Source organism: Pseudoalteromonas sp. BSi20311, assembly GCF_000239875.1.
Classification (GTDB): Bacteria; Pseudomonadota; Gammaproteobacteria; order Enterobacterales; family Alteromonadaceae; genus Pseudoalteromonas.
In genome coordinates this window covers 1-19,333 of sequence record NZ_BADU01000108.1, presented here as the reverse complement: position 1 = coordinate 19,333, position 19,333 = coordinate 1, and the positions used below count along the sequence as shown (strand labels likewise).

Sequence of the window (19,333 nt, the reverse complement as noted above, 5' to 3'; positions counted from 1 at the left end):
GACTAAAGTAGATACTTGAAGACTTTATTATCAGAATTCCAAATTTTAGTTAGTGCGTAGTAATACGGACTGACACCAAATTTGCTTGGTGACAATAGCGTTTTGGACCCACCTGACCCCATGCCGAACTCAGTAGTGAAACGAAACAGCGCCGATGATAGTGTAGCATTTGCTATGTGAAAGTAGGACATTACCAGGCTCCAAATACAAGAAAGCCCGACTCGAAAGAGTCGGGCTTTTTTACGTCTGGGATAAAGTGAAATGCGCACACTCATCCAGCATCTATCGCGTAGGTTGGGCGAGCGAAGCGACTCCCGACGAATAAAGAGTTCAGCATTTGCTATGTGGCTCTCTAGCGCTGTGGGCACTACGACATTCTAATGCGTAGCGCACCGACTCCAAATACAAGTCAGTGTTTAAGTCATGCTCTAAAAGTTTTGAAGTATCATTATCAGCCCTGCTACTCTTTACTGATCTGAGTTATTCACCTTGTACTTTAAACTAGTCCCTAAATTATCATCTTGTTGCAATTTCATTGTTGGTTTAATAACTGTCCTGTGTAAAACTATCGAAGATAATTTAGTAAATCAGGTGACATGAATGTCGAATATAAAAGCTTGGAAACTTCTCAGCCTGTTTTGTTTGTTTACAGCACTGATTGGTTGTCAATCTAAAGAAGAACAGCTACAACAAACAATTCAAGAGTCCATTAAAAAGGCCGATGTCGAGCTTACTCAGCTTGGTAAAGCACTTGATAATGGTAGTATACGTAATGCGATTATTCTTAAAGAATACAGTCGTATCCTTAAACAACAGCAGCCTGAACTCAGTAAGGTTGTTGATGTCGTTAGCCTTGATGCCACACGCCAAGGAGCCCTTTATAGTGGCTTAACCCAACGTCTTGATGATATTAAGGGTAATTACTTAATTCCTCCTTACGAAGACACTTTATACAATATTGATTTATTGCGTGAAGCAGCAAAGCCAACGTTATTTTCTGATGCCTTAACCGATCCTATAAATATGCTTGCGGATATGTCGAATGGCTCCTTAGCACGAGTCGGTGCTATAAGCCAAAAAGCTGAAGGCCAAGGGGTGGGTAACCAAATGGTAGGTAACCCTAACTATGGTAATTGGCAAACGAATAGTAGTGGTATTAGCTTTTGGCAGTGGTACGGCATGTACCGTATTTTGGGTGATGTATTTGACCGAGTTGAATACGGAAGTTGGAGTAAGCGCCGTAAGTACAGTTACTACAATGATTATGGTCGTACTCGTTACTCAAGCCCTAAACAAATAAAAACCCAAAGTGCCTTAGAAACACGTACACGACAATCTTACCAACGCCAAGGCAAGCAGTTCACTAGTCCTTATGCGAGTAAAAAAACAGGTGCATCAGGTTTGAGTCGCAGCAGTTATACGCCGCCTAAAAGTCGTAGCAGTTACTCAAGAGCGAGTAGTTACAGCAATAATTCAGGATCGGTTCGTAACAGCAGTAGCAGAACCTCGCGCGGCGTAAGTCGTGGTAAGTAAAGAATAACGTTGGAGTTAGAATAATATGTATGAATTTAATGGAATAACTATGTGGTCTTTGCAAGCACTGGCTGTAGACTTTGCAATTATCATCTTACTGTTTGTCAGCTTAAAGTATATTAAAGGTTGGGTGTCTAATTTACATGCCAATGATGAAATTACCGAGCGCGATAACTTTGCATTCGGAATAAGCTTTGCCGCTGGCTTAGTTGCCCTTGCGATTGTGTTAACTGGCGTGAGTAGTGGTGCCTTTGCTGCTACGTTACAAAAAGAAGCTCTGTTAATGCTTGGCTATGGCGCATTAGCAATTTTGCTTATAAAGCTGGGTCACTTTTTTCAAGATAAAGTGGCGCTGCGTAAAGTGAGCTTACATAACGAAATAGTCAAAGGTAACGTTACTGCATCAATTATTGATTTTGGCCATGTAGTAAGTGTTGCAGTGGTTATTCGCTCTGCACTATTGTGGGTTGCTACCGAAGGCTGGCATGGCATTCCTATTGTTATCGCCGCTTTTGTAATTGGCAGTGTGGTATTACTGTTAGTAAGCCAATACCGAGTGCAGTTATTTAAGCGCACCAATAAAAGTGGCGATTGCCTACAACAAGCTATTGTTGATGGTAATTTAGCAGTAGGTGTTCGCTATGCCGGCTTTTTAATTGGTAGTGCATTAGCCATTACTGCTGCAACAGGCATCGCTCCTTATGCCGCTGATAATATTAACGCGAGTTTACTTTACTGGGCGCTAAGTGCCGTTGTTTGTTTGGTTGCTTTCATTTTACTGCACTTACTGACGATTAAAATCATCTTGTCTGGATGTAACATTTCAGATGAAGTGAACCGTCAAAAGAATGTGGGTGTTGCCGCTATTTCTGCAGCTGTATCATTTGCCGTCGGGATCACTATGGCCACACTACTGGGTGCATAATCACGTGTCATCAACTCAAGCTTCCCCAAGTAAATTTAATTTACTTGGGCATGATATTTTACTGATCACTGTTATGGCCGTACTCGCTGGGTGCGGCCTTATTTATGAATATTTACTTTCTCATTACGCTGGCCGAGTACTTGGTTCAGTTGAGAGTGCAATTTACGCCATGATAGGCACTATGATTGTAGCTATGGGGATGGGGGCATTCTTAGCGCGTTGGTTTAAAGATGCCTTTACCGCATTTGCCTGGCTAGAAAGCATTATTGCGCTCATAGGTATGGGCTGTATATTAGCCATTGCCAGTATTATTGCTGTAAGTTATTCACTTCCTCATTTATTCTCAAGCATTTTTAATATTCCCCCTGACGTTATTCTTAATGGTTATGTGTTTCAAAAGCTGCAAGAGTGGTCGCGCTTTTTACCTTATGTATTTGGCTTAATATTAGGGCTATTTATTGGTATGGAAATACCGCTTATTGCGCGTATTCGCCAGCATGTTTATGGACGTTTTTTAGAAAATAACGCCGGCACTATATATGGGGCTGACTATATTGGCGCTGGTATTGGCGCGGCAATTTGGGTGAGTATTATGCTCGCGATGCCAATAATGCAAGCCGCCGCTTGGACTGCGCTATTTAATATTATTGCCGGCCTTGCCTTTTTATGGCGTTACCATAGCTATGTACGCTTTGCTAAGTTGCTATTGGTTTGCCATATATTACTGCTGGTGTTATTCGCTTTTATTTTACAGTTTGGTAGTAGCTGGATGGATAACCTAAGTAACGTACTATACAAAGATAAAGTTATTTATTCCCAAGCAACGAAATACCAGCATGTGGTGTTAACCGAACGCTTAAGTAAAAATCAGCCACAGCCTATCACCGATCTATACTTAAATGGTCGGTTGCAGTTCTCTAGTGTAGATGAGCAAATATATCACTCAATGCTGGTTTATCCTGCCATGCTGGCATCTAATCGTCATGACCGTGTTTTGATTATTGGCGGCGGCGACGGGTTAGCCATGCGAGATGTATTAAAGTGGCCGGTTGAGGAAGTAACCTTAATTGATTTAGATGGACAGCTACTTAATTTATTTGGTCATAAAAATAACCAATACACACCGCCTGAAGATATTAAACAGCGACTAGTGGCACTCAATAATGAATCGATGCATGACCCGCGAGCAAATATTATTGTGGGCGATGCATTTTTAGAAGTTGAAAGGCTGCTGGATCAGGCTAAGCAGTTCGATACTATATTAATTGATTTACCTGATCCTAATCACCCCGATCTGAATAAGATGTACAGCGACTATTTTTATAATCATGTACGTCAATTGTTGGCACCCGATGGCGCAATGGCAGTACAGTCAACCTCGCCTTATCATGCAAAAAAGGCGTTTTTAAGTATTGCTAAAACCGTTAAAGCGGCCGGTTTTGACTATGTAGAGCAATATCAGCAAAACATACCTTCGTTTGGTCAGTGGGGATGGACAATTGCCACTAAAATGGGGCAATCACCGAGTACGCGTATTAGCAATGTGACTGATATGCCAGTGCCCTCTCGGTGGATTAGTAAAAAATATTTACTAGCCAGTTTTGCATTTCCTAATAACTATTTTGAACAAGTTAACGATATTGAAGTCAATAGGTTAGGTTCTGGTCGCTTATATGATTATTACCGGGCTGCTTGGCAAATAGAAAGTGAATTGTATAAAAATTAATAAAACATGGTTGACATAATATGTCGACCATGCGAATCTTAACTCAGACATAATATGTCAAACGACAAAAAGGCAGAGACATGGAATTAAATGAACTTTCAATAAAATTAGCGTCTTTTGAAACTGAGGGGGCTAACTTTGAGTCTTTCTTGATTGCCAATCCAGGTGAGCAAGATGTTTTACAAGTCATTGTTGATGGAAACGATGAGCTTCCAATTTTTGTTACCCAAACACAAGAGCAATTATTATGTATTAGCTATTTGTTTGGTGAAGACGAAGTAAAAAGCGAGTTACGCGACGAGTTAAACGAAACACTACTGCGTTTAAACGTGCCAATTCCGCTAAGTGCATTTGCTAAAATTGATAATAAATATGCGATTTTTGGTGCACTGTCGGTAAATTCATCATTAGATGACGTTACCCACGAGCTAGTGACATTAGCCGATAACGCAATTGATGCACTAGAAGCCGTGACCTTGTATTTAAACGATTAGGATACCCGCATAGGTAAATGCTGATAGCTTATAGTATATGGCTCTCGCTTTACCTAATAGGATATAAACAAGTTTTTGGAGTTAAGATTATGAGTATTTTAAAAAAATTATTTACAGCGGTACGTGGCGGCGCGCGTGAAGCGGGCGAAGCAATTGTTGATGCGAATGGTATTCGTATTTTTGAACAAGAAATTGCCGATGCGCAAAATGCACTACATCGTGCTAAAAAAAGTCTAACAGAAGTGATGGCTAAAGAAATGCAAACTAAGCGTAAAATTAGCGCAGTAGATGCATCAATTGCTGAGCATGAAGCTTATGCAGGTCAAGCCCTTGAAAAAGGGAATGAAGCATTAGCATTAGAAATTGCAGAAAAAATTGGTGACTTTGAAGCTGAGAAAGCTGAGCACGAGCAAGTGTTAGCGGGCTTTAGTAATCACATAGTGACTTTGAAGCAGCAAGTAAAAGATGCTGAAAAATCAATTAAGGAAAATCAGCGTCAGCTTACTATGGTTAAAACCACAGAAAGCGTTCAGCAAGCGACAATGGCTGTAAACAGCACGCTTAATACTAATAATTCATCAATGACATCGGCGCGTCAGTCGCTTGAGCGTATTAAGCAACGCCAACAAGACCGTACTGATCAATTAGGTGCTGCAAAGTCTCTAGAAGCAGATGTTAATGGCGACGATTTAAAAGCTAAAATGGCTGAAGCAGGTATTGGTGATACGAATCCAAAAAGTGCTGATATTTTAGCGCGCATTAAAGCGAAGCAAAATAGCTAACATTTAGAACCATATCAAAAAGGTAACCGAGTTTCGCTCCGTTACCTTTTTTGCTTACAGAGGCACCTTATATGTTTAATTTTTTCAAATCTAAAAAAAAGCCAGAACGTCAGCTTAATCATGCGAGTGACCTTAAAAAAGGCGACATGTTTACTGTCATTGATTCGTTTGCTTATCCTTCATGGCTTAAAGGTCAAACGTTGCACGTTATTGATGTGCAAACGTATCAGTACCAACACAGCAGTGATACTGAATTTGTACTTGAAACTAACACTGGCCAAGTGGTGTTTTTACAAATAGAGCAAAATGATGGTGAACAGTGGGCAAACTTCTCTATAAAAATTCAGCGTGATGAAGTTGAAGAGATCTTTGGTCTTGATGAATTTGCGCGTATTTTTGATGAAGAGTCATTAACACATATCACGGTACAAAATACCCCTGAGCGTTTTATGCAATTTTTAGCGAAAAGCTATCAACAAAGTGAATCGCCTTATGTATGTTATTTTCATAATAAAGACTTTCGTGGCCAAACGCTGCCTCGCTATGAGCAAGAAGGTGGTGAACCATGCGAAATGATTTGCTTAGCCTCTCCTGATGAAGGACATAGCGTTAATATAGAGATTTGGGAGGGAGGTGAAACAGAAGTCTCACTGACGTTAACTCGCCCAATTAGCGATATTGTTGATTTGTTTCCTGGAGATGCCCAGTGAGTGATGCTAAAGACAAGTGGTTGCGCCAAGAGCAAGCTGTGCGCGCCACGCAAATGGCATTTGATTTGAGTAGTGAGGTACAAAAGTCGATAAAAAAACAAGCTATCGATCAAGAGCTCACTCCCTCAGATATGATCCGTAAAATTTTAGGTCTTGATGTCAAGTCTAAAAAAACACGGCAACGACTATCGTTTAATTTAAATGATGACGAAATAGCGCAATTGGCTAGCCGGTTTGAAGTGGCAGTAGATGATAAAAGAGCGGTAAAGCAACAGGTAGCAGAGTTACTCATTGAGCATACAAAAAAGACTAAGTAACCCTTTTGCCTTCTTTATGTAAAATACTTACACTGGGGCTATTATTTTCTAAAAAAGTGCCGCTGTGAATATCTTATTGATTGCCTACTTACTTATGTTTGCTTTATTTGGCACGGCGGCAAGCTACTTCGTGCGTTTTATATATGCTTACTGGGTACAGAAAAAAATGCCACTGGAATACATTTTTAAGGCAGGTGTGTGTATTTTCATGGTGGTGGTTATTTCGGTGTTAATACCACTATTAGATTAACACCGAAACGAACTGCTACTGGTAGTTAACTGTTTTACATTGATTATCAATACATAAAGAGTGGACTTCTAGCACTGGTGAACAGTCTTTGAACTCAAGCATTGCATTATCTAGTTGTTCTTGCTCAGTGATTTTTTGCGCTAATTGCTCTGCTTGTTCTTGAGAGTGATTTAATGTTGAGTACACAACATACTTACTCGGCCCCCCACAGACACGCGAGCCAACACCTAACACCTTACATTGATAGCTGGCTGTGCAGCTTTTATTACTTGTAAGCTCATTAAGTTGAGTATTTAAAACAGATTCACTCGCGTTTTGAGCTTTGCTTGATGTTAGTGCACTACTGCAACCGCTAAGTAGCATAGTCATAACAACACAGGTAGCTGATAGCTTAATTACGGATGACAAACAACTCATAATCTAATCCTTAAAATACACTTACCGCAGAGCCTTCAAGTTTAACACATTTATTTTCAACACACTGAGTGCTTGGCGCAGTTAAATGTTGGCAAATACTCATCATGCCTTTTTGCGCATTATAGGTACTTTCCAATTGAGTGATCGTATCGCTTAGGGCTGAGACCTGCTCTTGGGGTGCGCTTTGTGTAGAGTACACAATGTAATCACTTGGTCCACCACAGGCACGGCTACCAACAGCACTGACTTTACACTGTGAACTAGTTGAACATTGTTTATCTACTATGAGGTTATTTAATTTATTTTTTGCTGTTTTAATATCATCAAGCGACACTTCTTTTGCAGCATCAACCGGTAGTTGCTGTGCTATTTTATTTTGGTTATTCGCTTGTGGTAGTTTTTGTTGTGGTATCGGCGTAGACGTGTTTTCTACCGCATTGGTTTTAGTTTGCTCAGTTTCATTTGAGGTGGTTTCTAAGCAAGCTGTTAAGCAAAGTGGTAGCAGTAGAGCGAGTAATGGAGTACGCATAATCGTTCCTGATAGTGATGAATTATTCATCACTATCATACACGGTGCATCCATTACGGCAATAAAAACTCTACTATCAATATATTAAAGCGCCATTAATGGCGCTTTTACATTAACCCACCTTGGGTTAATTTAGCTGGATTGAGTAATGCCTCTAATTCTGAGCGAGATAGGTCAGTCTCTTGCTCGGCGATATCAATAATTGGCTTTGCTTGCTGGTAAGCTTGTTTGGCAATTTTTGCTGCTTTTTCATAGCCAATAACTGGGTTGAGTGCAGTAACTAAAATAGGATTTTTAGTCAGCGCTTTATCAATCTGTGCTTGATTAACTTTAAAGCTAGCAATGGCTTTATCCGCTAGTGCTTGCGCACTGTTAGCAAGTATCTCTGTACTTTGCAGGATATTATAAGCAATCACGGGTAGCATTACGTTAAGCTCAAAGTTGCCAGCTTGGCCTGCTACGGTAATTGTGGCGTCGTTACCGATTACTTGCGCACTAGCCATTGCAGCGGCTTCTGGGATCACCGGGTTCACTTTGCCAGGCATAATGGATGAACCAGGCTGCAATGCTTCAAGCTCTATTTCACCAAGTCCCGCAAGCGGCCCTGAATTCATCCAACGTAGATCGTTGGCTATTTTCATTTGCGCAACGGCATAGACTTTCAGCTGCCCTGATAAAGCCACAATGGCATCTTGCGAGCCAATATTATAAAAAAAGTTATCACTGGGGATAAAGTTAATCCCTACTTTTTCACTTAGCTGTTTGGCAAATAGCGTAGCAAATTGTGGATCGGCATTAATACCGGTGCCGACCGCTGTTCCCCCCTGAGCCAGCTCACAAACACGTATTAGTGCATGCTCAATACCGCTGGCTGCGTGCTTTACCTGCGATTGCCATGCGCTGAGTGTTTGCTCAAAGGTCACTGGCATTGCATCCATTAAATGAGTGCGCCCAGTTTTAACTATATGACCGATGTCTGCTTTTTTCTGCTCTAAGGCGTCGGCTAAGTTTGCTAGTGCTGGCAGTAATTTTTTATCAACACTGATAGCACTGCTTAAGGCGATTGCAGTGGGAATAACATCATTCGAGCTTTGTCCCATATTCACATCGTCGTTAGGGTGAATAGGTTGATTAGCATGTTTTGAAGCCAAACTTGCAATAACTTCGTTGGCATTCATATTTGAGCTGGTACCTGATCCCGTTTGAAAAATATCAACAGGGAAATGCTCATAATGCTGACCATCAATAATTTCTTGGCAGGCATGGTCGATCGCATTTGCTTTCGTTTTATCTAAATGACCTAGTTTGAAATTGGCTATTGCAGCAGCTTGCTTGATATACGCTAAGGCAATAATAAATTGTTGCGGCATTGTGAGTCTGCTGATCGTAAAGTTATTAATGGCGCGTTGGGTCTGTGCTTTATAAAGTGCGCCAGCGGGCACGTTGAGTGTGCCCATGCTATCTGATTCTGTTCTAAAGTTACTCATTAGTACTCCTATAAAAGAGAATATATGACATTTAACTACGCTATATAAAAAGATATGGTGCTGTTATTACTATTTACAACGGTATAGCTAAAAAGTAGAGGGCGTCAAGGCAAGTTAACAAGTGGGATTAAAACTAAAAAGTCGACTTAAACTGATTTTAAGTCGACTTAAACAATGTATTTATATAAACAGCCGGTTACAAGGCTAAACAGAATTTTAATTGTAGCCAAGAATAAATATTTGGTCTGTTTCATGTTTGTTTTGTGCCTTTTGAGTATTTTTTACATGAGAAAGTAAGTCGATAACCGTTGCTCTACAATCTGTTTCATAACTCGTTTTATCTAGGCTTTTGTCTGTAACTGCCATTGCAGCATCTACTGCGGTATAAGGTGAAATATACATAATGTTATCCTTTTGTAGTTTAGTACTCATTAAGTGAGTAATTTAATAAAAGCATATAGCGTACCAGCTCGGTAAAGATAATTTAACGTATTGAAATTGATGTTATTTTATTATTTTGGTCAATTTACTCACGACAGAATAGCTGAAATTTGTTTTACTATTGTGCATTCATTTGCAATTTAGGTGCATCAGTATGACCAAACCGTTTTCACAAGCCTGCGAAAATAATAAAAATCATATACTTACGGCTTTGCAGCCTGCATTGCAAAATGCAGCATCAGTACTTGAGATAGGCTCGGGGACGGGGCAGCATAGTGTTTTCTTTGCCAAAAAATTGCCACATTTACAATGGTATACCAGTGATCGAGAGGTTAATCATCAAGGAATAAAGTTATGGCATGATGAGGTGCAACTGGCAAACTTGCATCCGCCTTTATTACTTGATCTAAACTATTCTTGGCCAGTAAATAAAGTGGATGCGGTATATACTGCTAATACTTTTCACATAGTGAGCTGGGAGTTAATTACGCGTTTTTTTGCTGGAGTAAATCAGCACTTAAACCAGCAAGGGGGGGTGTGTGTATATGGCCCTTTCAAATATAAAGGGGAGTTTACCAGCCCCAGTAATGATGAATTTAATAGTTTATTGCAAAGTCGCGATCCGCTTAGTGGTATTCGTGATTTCGAAGCGGTTGAGCAGCTTGCAGTGCAATATGGGCTTAAGTTACTCAGCGATACTGCGATGCCTGCAAATAATCAGTTACTCATTTTTAAACGGCAATAAAGTGCTACATTGTTGTTTGTAAATTTCGATATGTTGGCATTCGCGTTCTAAGTAATCTGCAATGGCATTATTAAAATCGGGGTGAACAATGTGATGGGCAGAGTAAGTGATTACCGGTTGAAAACCACGAGCGATTTTATGCTCTCCTTGTGCCCCAGCATTAAAGCACTGAATGTTATGCTTAATAGCATAATCAATCCCTTGGTAATAACACAGCTCAAAGTGAAGCGAATCTATCTCTTCACTAGCACCCCAATAGCGGCCGTAAAGGGTATTATCATCAATTAAGCTTAAGGTGGCGGCAATTACTTGCTGGTCTCTTTTGGCTAGCATAATGAGCAATTTGTCAGCCATTAAAGCGTGTAACAAGCTAAAAAAATCACTGTTTAAGTAGCCTAAATGACCCGATCGTTTTAAATAAGTGCGTTGATAAAACTCACAAAAAAGCTGCATTGTAGCGGTAGTGATTTTCTCGCCTTTGAGCCATTCAATACTGATATTTTGCTCTGTGATTTTAGCGCGCTCCTTTTTAACGGCTTTACGCTTTCGGGCATTAAAGGCTTTTAAAAAATCGTCAAAATCTTTAAAGTTATTATTAAACCATTGAAACTGCACGCCGATTCTTCGCATAGCACCGGTATCATAAAGGTGGGTGGCTTGTGCTTTGTCGCAAAAGTTTACATGCCAGCCTGACCATGCCTGTTCTACGCAGTGGCTATTAAGTTGCTCTGTTATGTACTTATACACTAGCTTTGGATTGCTATGCATAATACGTATTCTTTGTCCCTCAATCGGGCTAAAGGGAATACCACATAGCCATTTAGGGTAATAATCTAAGCCATTTTTTTCATAAGCTTCAGCCCATGCCCAGTCAAATACATATTCACCGTAGGAGTGCGCTTTTAAGTAGCCAGGGGCAAGCGCAACTAGTTTATCGCCTTCATAAATGGCTAAGTGATGAGGCTGCCAACCTGTTTTAGCACTTACACATTGGCTTTGCTCAAGTGCATATAAAAAAGCATGTTGGGTGAATGGGTCGTTACCAAAAAATTGATGCCACTGTGTTGCATCAATTTGATTAATACTATTAAACCAACTGTGAGAAAAGTGGCTCATAATGCTTTGCCTACTACTGTTGTCTGTGTGTTACTTGTTAATTTTGATAATAATTCGACAGCCATATTCGGTTTTCTATTTTGGATAAAACCTTATGGTTCATCCTGCTCGATATATTGAGATAAGCATTGTGTGAGCTTATCGAGTTCGAGAGGTTTTGCAAGATGTTCGTTAAAACCAATTGCTAAGGCATTGGCTTTATCTTCAGGCATTACATCAGCGGTTAAGGCGATCACAGGTAATTGTTCAGCACTTTTAGTTTTCCGTATCAATGCGGTGGCCTGGTAACCGTCCATAACTGGCATTTGGCAATCCATTAACACTAAATCGAAGTCATTTATTTTAACTTGTTCTACTGCCAACTCTCCATTTTCAACCAATGTTGGGGTGATCCCCAAAGAGCTAAGCATTGCTTTTATCACTAATTGATTGACGCTGTTATCTTCTGCAACCAGTATTTTTAGTTTGCTTAAATCAACATGCTGTTGCGAGTGCTTCGCCGTTACTTGTTGTACAGCACAGGTATTTAACTCGACAGACAGAGTAAAAGTGGAGCCTTTACCTGGCTCACTTTGTACTTTGATATCTCCAGACATTAATAAGCTAAGTTCTTTTGCGATTGCCAAACCAAGCCCTGTACCACCAAACTTACGTGATGTTGAGCTATCAGCTTGGGTGAATGCATCAAATAATTTACTTTGCTCTGAAGCGGCAATACCGATACCCGAGTCCCTAATAGCCAAGGTAATTTGATGACGTTTATCGGCGATCTCCTTGCTGTATGCGCTAATACTTACTTCACCTTCGTAAGTAAACTTAATAGCGTTACTACACAGGTTTAATAAAATTTGCTCAATTCGCATAACATCACCTTCAAACCAAATGTCGGTTGGTAATTGGTTATCAACTTTCCAGTTAATACCTTTTTGTTCAGCGCTTTGCTCGAACATGCTACTGATCCGAGCAAGAAGCGCATTCAAATCAAAAGGAGCAACTTCTAAGGTTAGTTTTTGTGATTCAATTTTAGAGATATCGAGTACATCATTGATTAAACTTAATAATGAGTTAGATGCTAAATTAATTTTATTTAAATAATCAGAAAGAGTTTCAGGACTCTCTTCATTTTTAGCTAAGGTTGAAAAGCCGATCACAGCGTTAAGCGGGGTGCGAATTTCATGGCTCATATTTGCTAAAAACCGGCTTTTAGCTTGATTTGCCAAATCAGAATGCTGTTTAGCCTTAACGAGAGAGCGAGTACGCTCTGCTACCAAACGTGAAAGTGCAAGGTGTTGATGATTAAACAACAGTAATATAAGTAAAATGAGTGAGCTTACAATGACCTGTAAAATAAGCAAAAAGAGTGTCATATTATTAGTTTGATGCGGTAAGAATTCATCTTTAATCGCTAAATCTACTAGCCATGTTTGTCCTGCAAAATTAATTTCGATAGTTGTAAGTTTATTGCTTTTAGTTGGTTTGTTTTCGACGTTTGAATAAAACGGATTAATAGCATTGGCTTCATAAATAGCGATATTAAACATTTTATTTTGTGCTTTGGTAAGCGATTGAGCAAGTATGTTTTTCACTAAAAATACGCCTGTTGCGTAGCCTTTAATTGATGCAATCTCATTATTTTGTTGATACACAGGAGAAAATAATAAATACGCGGGTTCAGGTCGCTGTGTTTGAACTAATTGAATTATTTTAGTACCGACAGGGCGATTTTTGATACGTGGATCGAGTAAAGTCTCACGACGATCTTTACGAGAGTTGAGATTAAAACCTATGGCGGATTGGTTTTCTGACAAAGGAGCAATATAAGTGATAATCACCAATGGATCGTTGTTTGATAATGGGGCGCCTTTAATGCTCGGAGCAAAGTTGTGTGTATTATAAATTTCATCAAGCTGTTTGTTAAAGTCACTGACCTGAGCCTGGTTAATTTTGCGGTTCCATGAAAATGCTTTAATAAATGAATGCTCAGCCAATAGTTTAGCACTGTAGCTATCAAACTCTTGCTTGCTTAAAGTCGGTGTTGATTGTATTTGGCTTGCAAGGCTTTGTACGGTTATTTGGCTGAGGTTTAAATTGCTCAGTAAACTGTTTTCAATAATAGATGTTTCGCGCTTAGCTATTTGTATCGCATTTGAATACGTCTCTTGGTTGTATAGCTTAGTGGTTAAAGCTACAGAGATGAATAATACCGAGCAAACTGCGATGGTAGGTAGTGGGGTGAAGTAATGTCGTTTAAATTTAGGTTGTAATAACGCCAATATAAAAGGAGTTGCGATCAGCACACCAAGAGAATCACCAAGCCACCAAAAAGTAACATTTCTCCAATGATTATCAATACTGTAAGCAGGGTTAAACTGACTTAAAGCATAGACGCCAATATTGGCCGATATTAGGCTAACGACAATACCAACGACAAAAATAAAATAAATAATAGATTGGCGTTGTTTTAAATACAACGGATGGCCTAGCCAGTACTTTAAAAAAGCTGCGCCAACCATCCCTTGTAGTACAGCACCAAAGCCGATTAGTAACACCTGCTCTAATGTATTGCCAATTAAAACTTGATCAGTAATAACGTTATCACCGGTACTTAAATTAAAGGCGACAGAGGCAATAAATAATGCTGGAATAAAACGCCACCACCAGATAAAACAGCCAACTAGGGCAATACCTGCAGGGAGCCAGATAGGGATGACTTGTGATTGAAAGGCAAAATTAGTCAATAACTTACCAGTTGCAAAATACGCAACCGCAAACAATATGTAAAAAGCAGAAGAACTGGATGTTGAACGAAAAATATTCACATGCATCCTTGTTAAATATTATTTTTATAATGATATTTTAGTATAGCGAATCGGCACTAAATAGTATTATTTTTTAAAGTGGTAGCTGCTTTTTACTAAATGACTGTTTGAGTACTACCGTTGACTCTATATTGGCGATGCAGCTTAAGCTCCCCAGCTGGTGCTTTACAAACTGCTCATAGTTTTCTAAATCCTGAGAAATAATTTTCAGTAAATAATCGTGGCTACCTGAGATCACAGAGCACTCAAGTACATGGGCTAGCTTTTCTACATGCTGCTCAAATTGCTGTGCCGCACTCACCGAGTTTTGACTTAGTCGCACGAAAGCATAAACCAGCACATTAAGGTTGAGCGACTTAGGGTTAATGGCAGCGTGATAGCCCGTAATTACATGTTCCTGCTCAAGCTTTTTGATACGTCTAAGAGTAGGGGTGTCTGATAGGTTAATGGTATTGGCTAATTCAGAAACTGACATGCGGGCATGCGATTGTAAGGCAACCAGTAACTGCTGATCTTTTTTATCTAACATGACTATGGGATCTTATTAATTATTTTAATGTTGGTAGTGATTATTGCTAACTAAAGGTGTTTTTACTATTTTTTTTGGCGTTTTACCCTCAGGGGTTTTTGTTAGCATTAAAACATAATAATAACAGGATGTAGTTATGAGTTCTTTTACTGCTAAGTTTGACCGTTGGATAAGATCAGAGTTTGTAAGCTTAAACTCGCAATTAGAACAGCTTTATTGGCAGCAAACCGATAAGGCTAATGTTGAGGGGATTGGTGATAGCTTAAAGCTGGCACTAAAGGAGCAAGGCAATGCGCTGATCAGCGATTTATTGGCCGAAGGCAATACCGACGAAGGATTTGATAGCGCATTCGATTTGCTTGGTAATGTTGGTTTGTTTATGGCCGCTTGTCGCAGGCATGAGATCACAGAGCCGAGCAGAGAAACAACCTCACCATTAGTTGAAGCATCGGCGCTTGCTATGCATATTGGTGCCTCTATAGGTGTAACCCCTCGTTTTGCTACTGCGCATCTAACCACGCATAATAAAGCCATTAATGGCACCTATAAACGGTTTACAAATCTTGATGATGAAGCCCTTTTTTTAGATTACAACACCCAAGGTATTTTAGCGTATAAACGTGCGAGTGATGTTTTATTAAAAATACTGCCATTAGGCATTTCACACCCTGTCACGGCTGAACTACTTGAGGTGGTTAAAACGGCATTAATGGATGTAATAGCGTCGAATAACGCTTTATACACTCAGCTAGACACCGAACGTTTTTTTAATTGTGTACGTCCATATTACAAGCCTTACAGGGTAGGTAAAGAGGTTTACCGTGGTGCAAATGCGGGAGACTTTGCCGGTATTAATGTTATTGATATGCTGCTAGGGCTTTGCAGTGCCAATGAGCCGAGTTACTCGCAAATGCTGGTGGATAAATTTTTATATATGATGCCAGAGGATCAACAAATACTTCGTGAAGCCATGCGTATGCAAAGCCTAATGGATGATTTTTTAGAGGCCGAACAATATAAAAATACAGACTGGTTTCAAAAGCACGGCAAACTATTTATTCAAGTGTGTAAATTACATGGCGACACCGCTATCGGTCATCATAATCAGCTGGTGGAAAAGTTTATTGCTCAGCCATCACAGCACATGCAACAACAGCATATGAGTAAAGTAACCGCCAGTGGACCTCCTCTACCGGTACTGCTCGATTCATTAGCTAAGTTAAGAGATAGGCGTGCCGCGGCAAAGCGTGACGACATAAATACGCGCTTTGATGATTTAAACACGCTAAAACAGTGGATTAATTAATATGGCTAAAAATGATTTTTGTATGCCACAGGGTTGTTATTTATTAAGCCACTCTGTTGGCCGCCCATTAAAAACGAGCTTAGAAAATGCCACTGAACATTTTTTTACTCCTTGGCAAGAAAGTGTAAAAGAGCCATGGCAACAGTGGTTACCCGCCATTGAAAGATTTACTGAGGCATTAGGGCAGTTGTTTAATGCGCCTAGTGAGCAATTTTGTCCTCAGGTTAATTTATCCAGTGGTTTAACCAAATTGGTTATGTCACACCCCGTATTTAATAAACCACAGTGTACAGTATTAATGGCGCAGGCTGATTTTCCCAGTATGGGGTTTGTAATGCAAAAAGCACTGCCTGCATGTGCAAAAATACGCTACATCCCTGAGCATGAAGACTTGAGTGATAGACAGGTATGGCAGCGATATTTAACTTCAGAGATTGATGGGGTCTTTGTTAGCCATGTTTATTCTAATACGGGTGTACAAGCTCCCATAAACGATATTGTGGCGCTGAGTAAAGTCACGAATACACTCTCAATAATTGATGTGGCGCAATCGGCAGGGGTTATCCCTGTCGATCTAACGGCGTTAAATGCTGACTTTATGATTGGCTCAAGTGTGAAGTGGTTATGCGGGGGGCCAGGTGCGGCCTATTTATGGGTAAATCCAAAGCAAATAACGCAATGTGAACCAAAAGATGTTGGCTGGTTTTCACATCAAAATCCATTCGAGTTTGATATTACGCATTTTCAGTATAACGCTAAAACACTCAGGTTTTGGGGTGGTACGCCTTCTATACTCCCTTATGTTATTGCTGCTAATAGCATTGAATATATTGCCCAGTTTGGAGTCGATAACGTCAGGTCGCATAATTTAGCGTTGTTAACGTTGATCCAGCAGCAGCTGGCGACTTTTTTAGTATCGCCAAACGATAAAGAACAGTGCAGTGGTACCGCTATTTTAGATTTTGCAGAGCATCAACAAACCGTATTAGCGGTATTGGAGGCAGCAAACATAAGTGTGGATGTGCGCAAACTCGGTATCCGTATTTCACCGCACATATACAATACAGCGTCAGAGATCCAAACGTTTATTGCTACGGTGAAAAAGGCAGTTAAGGCTGCTGACTAAGCTGTTGTTTTTTTTGAGTGAGTGCCGCTATTTGTTGCTGTGCTTGTTTAATTTGCGGATCAAATCGTTGTTTAAGTGCCGCAGTTTCTGTCGCAATTGCATCTGCAATCGAATCAGCGCCTAAACGATTTGCTTTATCTTGGGTCATGTAACCGACTTGCTGTTTCTTTTGCGCGTATTCCTGCTGGTATTGCTTTATTTTAAGCTCAAGCTGCACAATATCGCGCTCTATTTGTTGCATTTCTAGGTAGTCATCAACTGAGGTGTCGGTAACTGGCGTGTTTTCAGATTTAGATGCATTGGTTTGCATAATGTTGACGTTTTTAAGCGTAATCACTTGAGCGTCTTTAGCGCACGGAGTTTGACTGAAGGTCGGTACTCCTTTAATGGTGCATTTATAAATGGTTACTTCACTTGCTGTGCTGACAGTGCAGGCACCTAAACAACACAGTAGTAATATTAGCTTTGTCATGGTTAAACCTAAGCTGGTTTAAAGTACCATTTATAATGCACTAAGTTATAACACCATACAATTTGTTTAATTTAATAGCCTAAGCCAAGTAGGCCATTTAAAACGTATAAACTAATGAAAGTTATTAAATTTTTGGGCACAAAAAAACCACAATTAAGTGGCTTATATTCAGTAATGGTGGAGAGGGAGGGATAGACTTACTTACATCCCTGTAATTAATCGCTGCGCGACGCTTGCAGCGGCCTAAACTGTTCCAGACACTTTATCGAACCCAGTCGAGGGCTCTCACCCTCCCAATTAGCAGCAAAGCTTATTTTTGGGCACAAAAAAACCACAATTAAGTGGCTTATATTCAGTAATGGTGGAGAGGGAGGGATTCGAACCCTCGATAGAGCTACAAACTCTATACTCCCTTAGCAGGGGAGCTCCTTCGGCCACTCGGACACCTCTCCGACGCATTATTCTGCGTGTTATTAATCGGAATAAAACCAATTAATACAAATAAGTGGTGGAGAGATAGGGATTTGAACCCTAGAGGGGCTATAAACCCCTGCCGGTTTTCAAGACCGGTGCATTCGACCACTCTGCCATCTCTCCACGTCGTGATGCAGGATAATACTTAGGTGAGTAGTCTGTGTAAATAGCAAAAAGATCGTTTGCTTAAAAAGTGAGCGTAAATGCGGTTTTTTTTATAAATAATGAAGATTTAAGGTGATTTTTAGCTATGAGGTGGCTGGCAGCAAACAGGAGGAGCTAAAGAAGAGTCTTCATTTAGAGGTTGGGTGTTTGCTGCAACAATACAAAATCATGGTTGGGTGATTATTTGTATTGAATTGCACCGCCAAGTGCTAATTTTTTTCCGTAACGGTTAAGTTTAGCAAGCATTCTTGCTTTGCGATTAGTTGGCTTAACGGCAACGTGAGTTGTGGCTGTTTGGTTAAGTGTATTAATTGGGTTCATGTTATTCGCTCCGAGGTTGTGTCTGTTGAAAACATGCGCATATTGCCCGCGATGTGGTTAAAAATAAAGCGATAAAAATTGCTGGTGAGCTATTAGTTTTTTTAATCTGAAGTGGGTTTGTTAGCTTAGTAGTTAATCGATTTTTTATTTTAAATTGTATAATTATTCATTTTAAATTTCCTTTATCTTGCTTTTATATCGGGGTTTTTTGATTTTATTAATTATTTAACTGCATTATAAAGACTTTTTGTGAATAGTTATTCAGATTAAAATATCTTTAATTTAGGTGGCAGGATCGACTCTGCTATAAGATTTAACATGTTATTTATAGTTGGTTAATTATTTATCGTAAAAGAGGCGCTAAATAAACTTACAAAAAGAGCATTTTATAGTTTGTAAGCATAAAAAAAGTGCCTAGGTTACTAGGCACTTTGGAGTTAGTTGCGTTTTAAAACGCTTCTAACTGGGGAACGTACCATCTCATGAATATAAATCTAAAAAGATGGGTTTAATTATGTTTGCAATTTGGGCTTACAATCATCAGCTTGGGTGGCATTTTAACTATTCTAGAGCGAAGCGAAGATTATACTTTGGTTTGTATTTTACTATGAAGCCACAAAACAATGCTGCACAGCAAGAGTAGATCCGC

20 protein-coding genes, 2 tRNA genes and 1 rRNA gene are annotated in these 19,333 nt (G+C 39.7%); 12 read left to right on the top strand and 11 right to left on the bottom strand.

Annotated features, from left to right (window positions below; translation table 11 throughout):
- Window positions 1–84: 84 nt before the first annotated feature.
- The 9 genes from rrf (at window position 85) to P20311_RS12340 (ending at window position 6,737) form a co-directional block, all read left to right on the top strand.
- Window positions 85–199 (top strand): 5S ribosomal RNA (gene rrf / locus P20311_RS12380).
- A 401-nt stretch (window positions 200–600) separates the two neighbouring features.
- On the top strand, window positions 601–1,533 hold the full coding sequence (locus tag P20311_RS12375) for a hypothetical protein (protein WP_008113289.1): 933 nt from the start codon (window positions 601–603) through the stop codon (window positions 1,531–1,533).
- 25 nt (window positions 1,534–1,558) lie between these two features.
- Window positions 1,559–2,458: a DUF350 domain-containing protein gene (locus P20311_RS12370; RefSeq protein ID WP_036934523.1), complete on the top strand. Its 900-nt coding sequence runs from the start codon at window positions 1,559–1,561 to the stop codon at window positions 2,456–2,458.
- Between the two features lie 4 nt (window positions 2,459–2,462).
- Complete coding sequence (locus tag P20311_RS12365) at window positions 2,463–4,184, top strand: polyamine aminopropyltransferase (RefSeq protein ID WP_008113286.1); 1,722 nt, start codon at window positions 2,463–2,465, stop codon at window positions 4,182–4,184.
- Between the two features lie 80 nt (window positions 4,185–4,264).
- Window positions 4,265–4,678: a YjfI family protein gene (locus P20311_RS12360; protein ID WP_008113284.1), complete on the top strand. Its 414-nt coding sequence runs from the start codon at window positions 4,265–4,267 to the stop codon at window positions 4,676–4,678.
- 89 nt (window positions 4,679–4,767) lie between these two features.
- Window positions 4,768–5,460, top strand: coding sequence for a PspA/IM30 family protein (locus P20311_RS12355; RefSeq protein ID WP_008113282.1), 693 nt, complete (start codon window positions 4,768–4,770; stop codon window positions 5,458–5,460).
- A gap of 71 nt (window positions 5,461–5,531) precedes the next feature.
- Window positions 5,532–6,170, top strand: a complete 639-nt coding sequence (locus P20311_RS12350; RefSeq protein ID WP_008113281.1) for a hypothetical protein — start codon at window positions 5,532–5,534, stop codon at window positions 6,168–6,170.
- A complete protein-coding gene (locus P20311_RS12345) occupies window positions 6,167–6,487 on the top strand; it encodes a hypothetical protein (protein ID WP_008113280.1) in 321 nt (106 codons plus the stop codon). The genes P20311_RS12350 and P20311_RS12345 overlap by 4 nt, the downstream gene beginning before the upstream one ends.
- A gap of 64 nt (window positions 6,488–6,551) precedes the next feature.
- Window positions 6,552–6,737 (top strand): hypothetical protein, encoded by a 186-nt coding sequence (locus P20311_RS12340; protein WP_008113278.1) that lies wholly within the window; start codon window positions 6,552–6,554, stop codon window positions 6,735–6,737.
- A gap of 15 nt (window positions 6,738–6,752) precedes the next feature.
- Here P20311_RS12340 and P20311_RS12335 read toward each other — a convergent pair whose 3' ends face one another.
- The 4 genes from P20311_RS12335 to P20311_RS12320 form a co-directional block, all read right to left on the bottom strand.
- On the bottom strand, window positions 6,753–7,154 hold the full coding sequence (locus tag P20311_RS12335) for a hypothetical protein (RefSeq protein WP_008113277.1): 402 nt from the start codon (window positions 7,152–7,154) through the stop codon (window positions 6,753–6,755).
- Window positions 7,155–7,164: 10 nt separating this feature from the next.
- Window positions 7,165–7,722 (bottom strand): hypothetical protein, encoded by a 558-nt coding sequence (locus tag P20311_RS12330; protein WP_008113275.1) that lies wholly within the window; start codon window positions 7,720–7,722, stop codon window positions 7,165–7,167.
- A 68-nt stretch (window positions 7,723–7,790) separates the two neighbouring features.
- The gene (locus tag P20311_RS12325; protein WP_008113271.1) at window positions 7,791–9,170 is read right to left on the bottom strand and encodes a lyase family protein; all 1,380 of its coding nucleotides are present in this window, start codon (window positions 9,168–9,170) and stop codon (window positions 7,791–7,793) included.
- A gap of 216 nt (window positions 9,171–9,386) precedes the next feature.
- Window positions 9,387–9,572 (bottom strand): hypothetical protein, encoded by a 186-nt coding sequence (locus P20311_RS12320; RefSeq protein ID WP_008113269.1) that lies wholly within the window; start codon window positions 9,570–9,572, stop codon window positions 9,387–9,389.
- Between the two features lie 193 nt (window positions 9,573–9,765).
- Here P20311_RS12320 and P20311_RS12315 point away from each other — a divergent pair, with 193 nt between their 5' ends.
- Window positions 9,766–10,356 carry a DUF938 domain-containing protein gene (locus P20311_RS12315; RefSeq protein ID WP_008113265.1) on the top strand — a complete coding sequence of 197 codons (591 nt, stop codon included), beginning with the start codon at window positions 9,766–9,768 and terminating at the stop codon, window positions 10,354–10,356.
- Here P20311_RS12315 and P20311_RS12310 read toward each other — a convergent pair.
- The 3 genes from P20311_RS12310 to P20311_RS12300 all read right to left on the bottom strand — a co-directional run bounded on the left by P20311_RS12310 (window position 10,333) and on the right by P20311_RS12300 (window position 14,820).
- Entirely contained in the window at window positions 10,333–11,472 is a 1,140-nt protein-coding gene (locus P20311_RS12310) for a GNAT family N-acetyltransferase (RefSeq protein WP_008113264.1), read from the bottom strand. The two genes, P20311_RS12315 and P20311_RS12310, sit on opposite strands and share 24 nt — an antisense overlap.
- A 92-nt stretch (window positions 11,473–11,564) precedes the next feature.
- Window positions 11,565–14,291, bottom strand: a complete 2,727-nt coding sequence (locus P20311_RS12305; RefSeq protein ID WP_008113263.1) for an ATP-binding protein — start codon at window positions 14,289–14,291, stop codon at window positions 11,565–11,567.
- Window positions 14,292–14,364: 73 nt separating this feature from the next.
- A complete protein-coding gene (locus P20311_RS12300) occupies window positions 14,365–14,820 on the bottom strand; it encodes an Lrp/AsnC family transcriptional regulator (RefSeq protein ID WP_008113262.1) in 456 nt (151 codons plus the stop codon).
- Between the two features lie 136 nt (window positions 14,821–14,956).
- Between P20311_RS12300 and P20311_RS12295 the strand changes: the two genes are divergently transcribed.
- A complete protein-coding gene (locus P20311_RS12295; protein ID WP_008113261.1) occupies window positions 14,957–16,126 on the top strand; it encodes a monodechloroaminopyrrolnitrin synthase PrnB family protein in 1,170 nt (389 codons plus the stop codon).
- A gap of 1 nt (window position 16,127) precedes the next feature.
- On the top strand, window positions 16,128–17,252 hold the full coding sequence (locus tag P20311_RS12290) for an aminotransferase class V-fold PLP-dependent enzyme (RefSeq protein ID WP_008113260.1): 1,125 nt from the start codon (window positions 16,128–16,130) through the stop codon (window positions 17,250–17,252).
- Here P20311_RS12290 and P20311_RS12285 read toward each other — a convergent pair.
- The 4 genes from P20311_RS12285 to P20311_RS19130 all read right to left on the bottom strand — a co-directional run bounded on the left by P20311_RS12285 (window position 17,236) and on the right by P20311_RS19130 (window position 18,684).
- Window positions 17,236–17,724, bottom strand: coding sequence for a DUF4124 domain-containing protein (locus P20311_RS12285; RefSeq protein WP_008113258.1), 489 nt, complete (start codon window positions 17,722–17,724; stop codon window positions 17,236–17,238). The genes P20311_RS12290 and P20311_RS12285 overlap by 17 nt on opposite strands.
- 359 nt (window positions 17,725–18,083) lie before the next feature.
- Window positions 18,084–18,176 (bottom strand) — tRNA-Ser (locus P20311_RS12280).
- Window positions 18,177–18,230: 54 nt separating this feature from the next.
- Window positions 18,231–18,321, bottom strand: a tRNA-Ser gene (locus tag P20311_RS12275).
- 222 nt (window positions 18,322–18,543) lie between these two features.
- Window positions 18,544–18,684, bottom strand: coding sequence for a hypothetical protein (locus tag P20311_RS19130; protein WP_008113257.1), 141 nt, complete (start codon window positions 18,682–18,684; stop codon window positions 18,544–18,546).
- Window positions 18,685–19,333 lie beyond the last annotated feature (649 nt).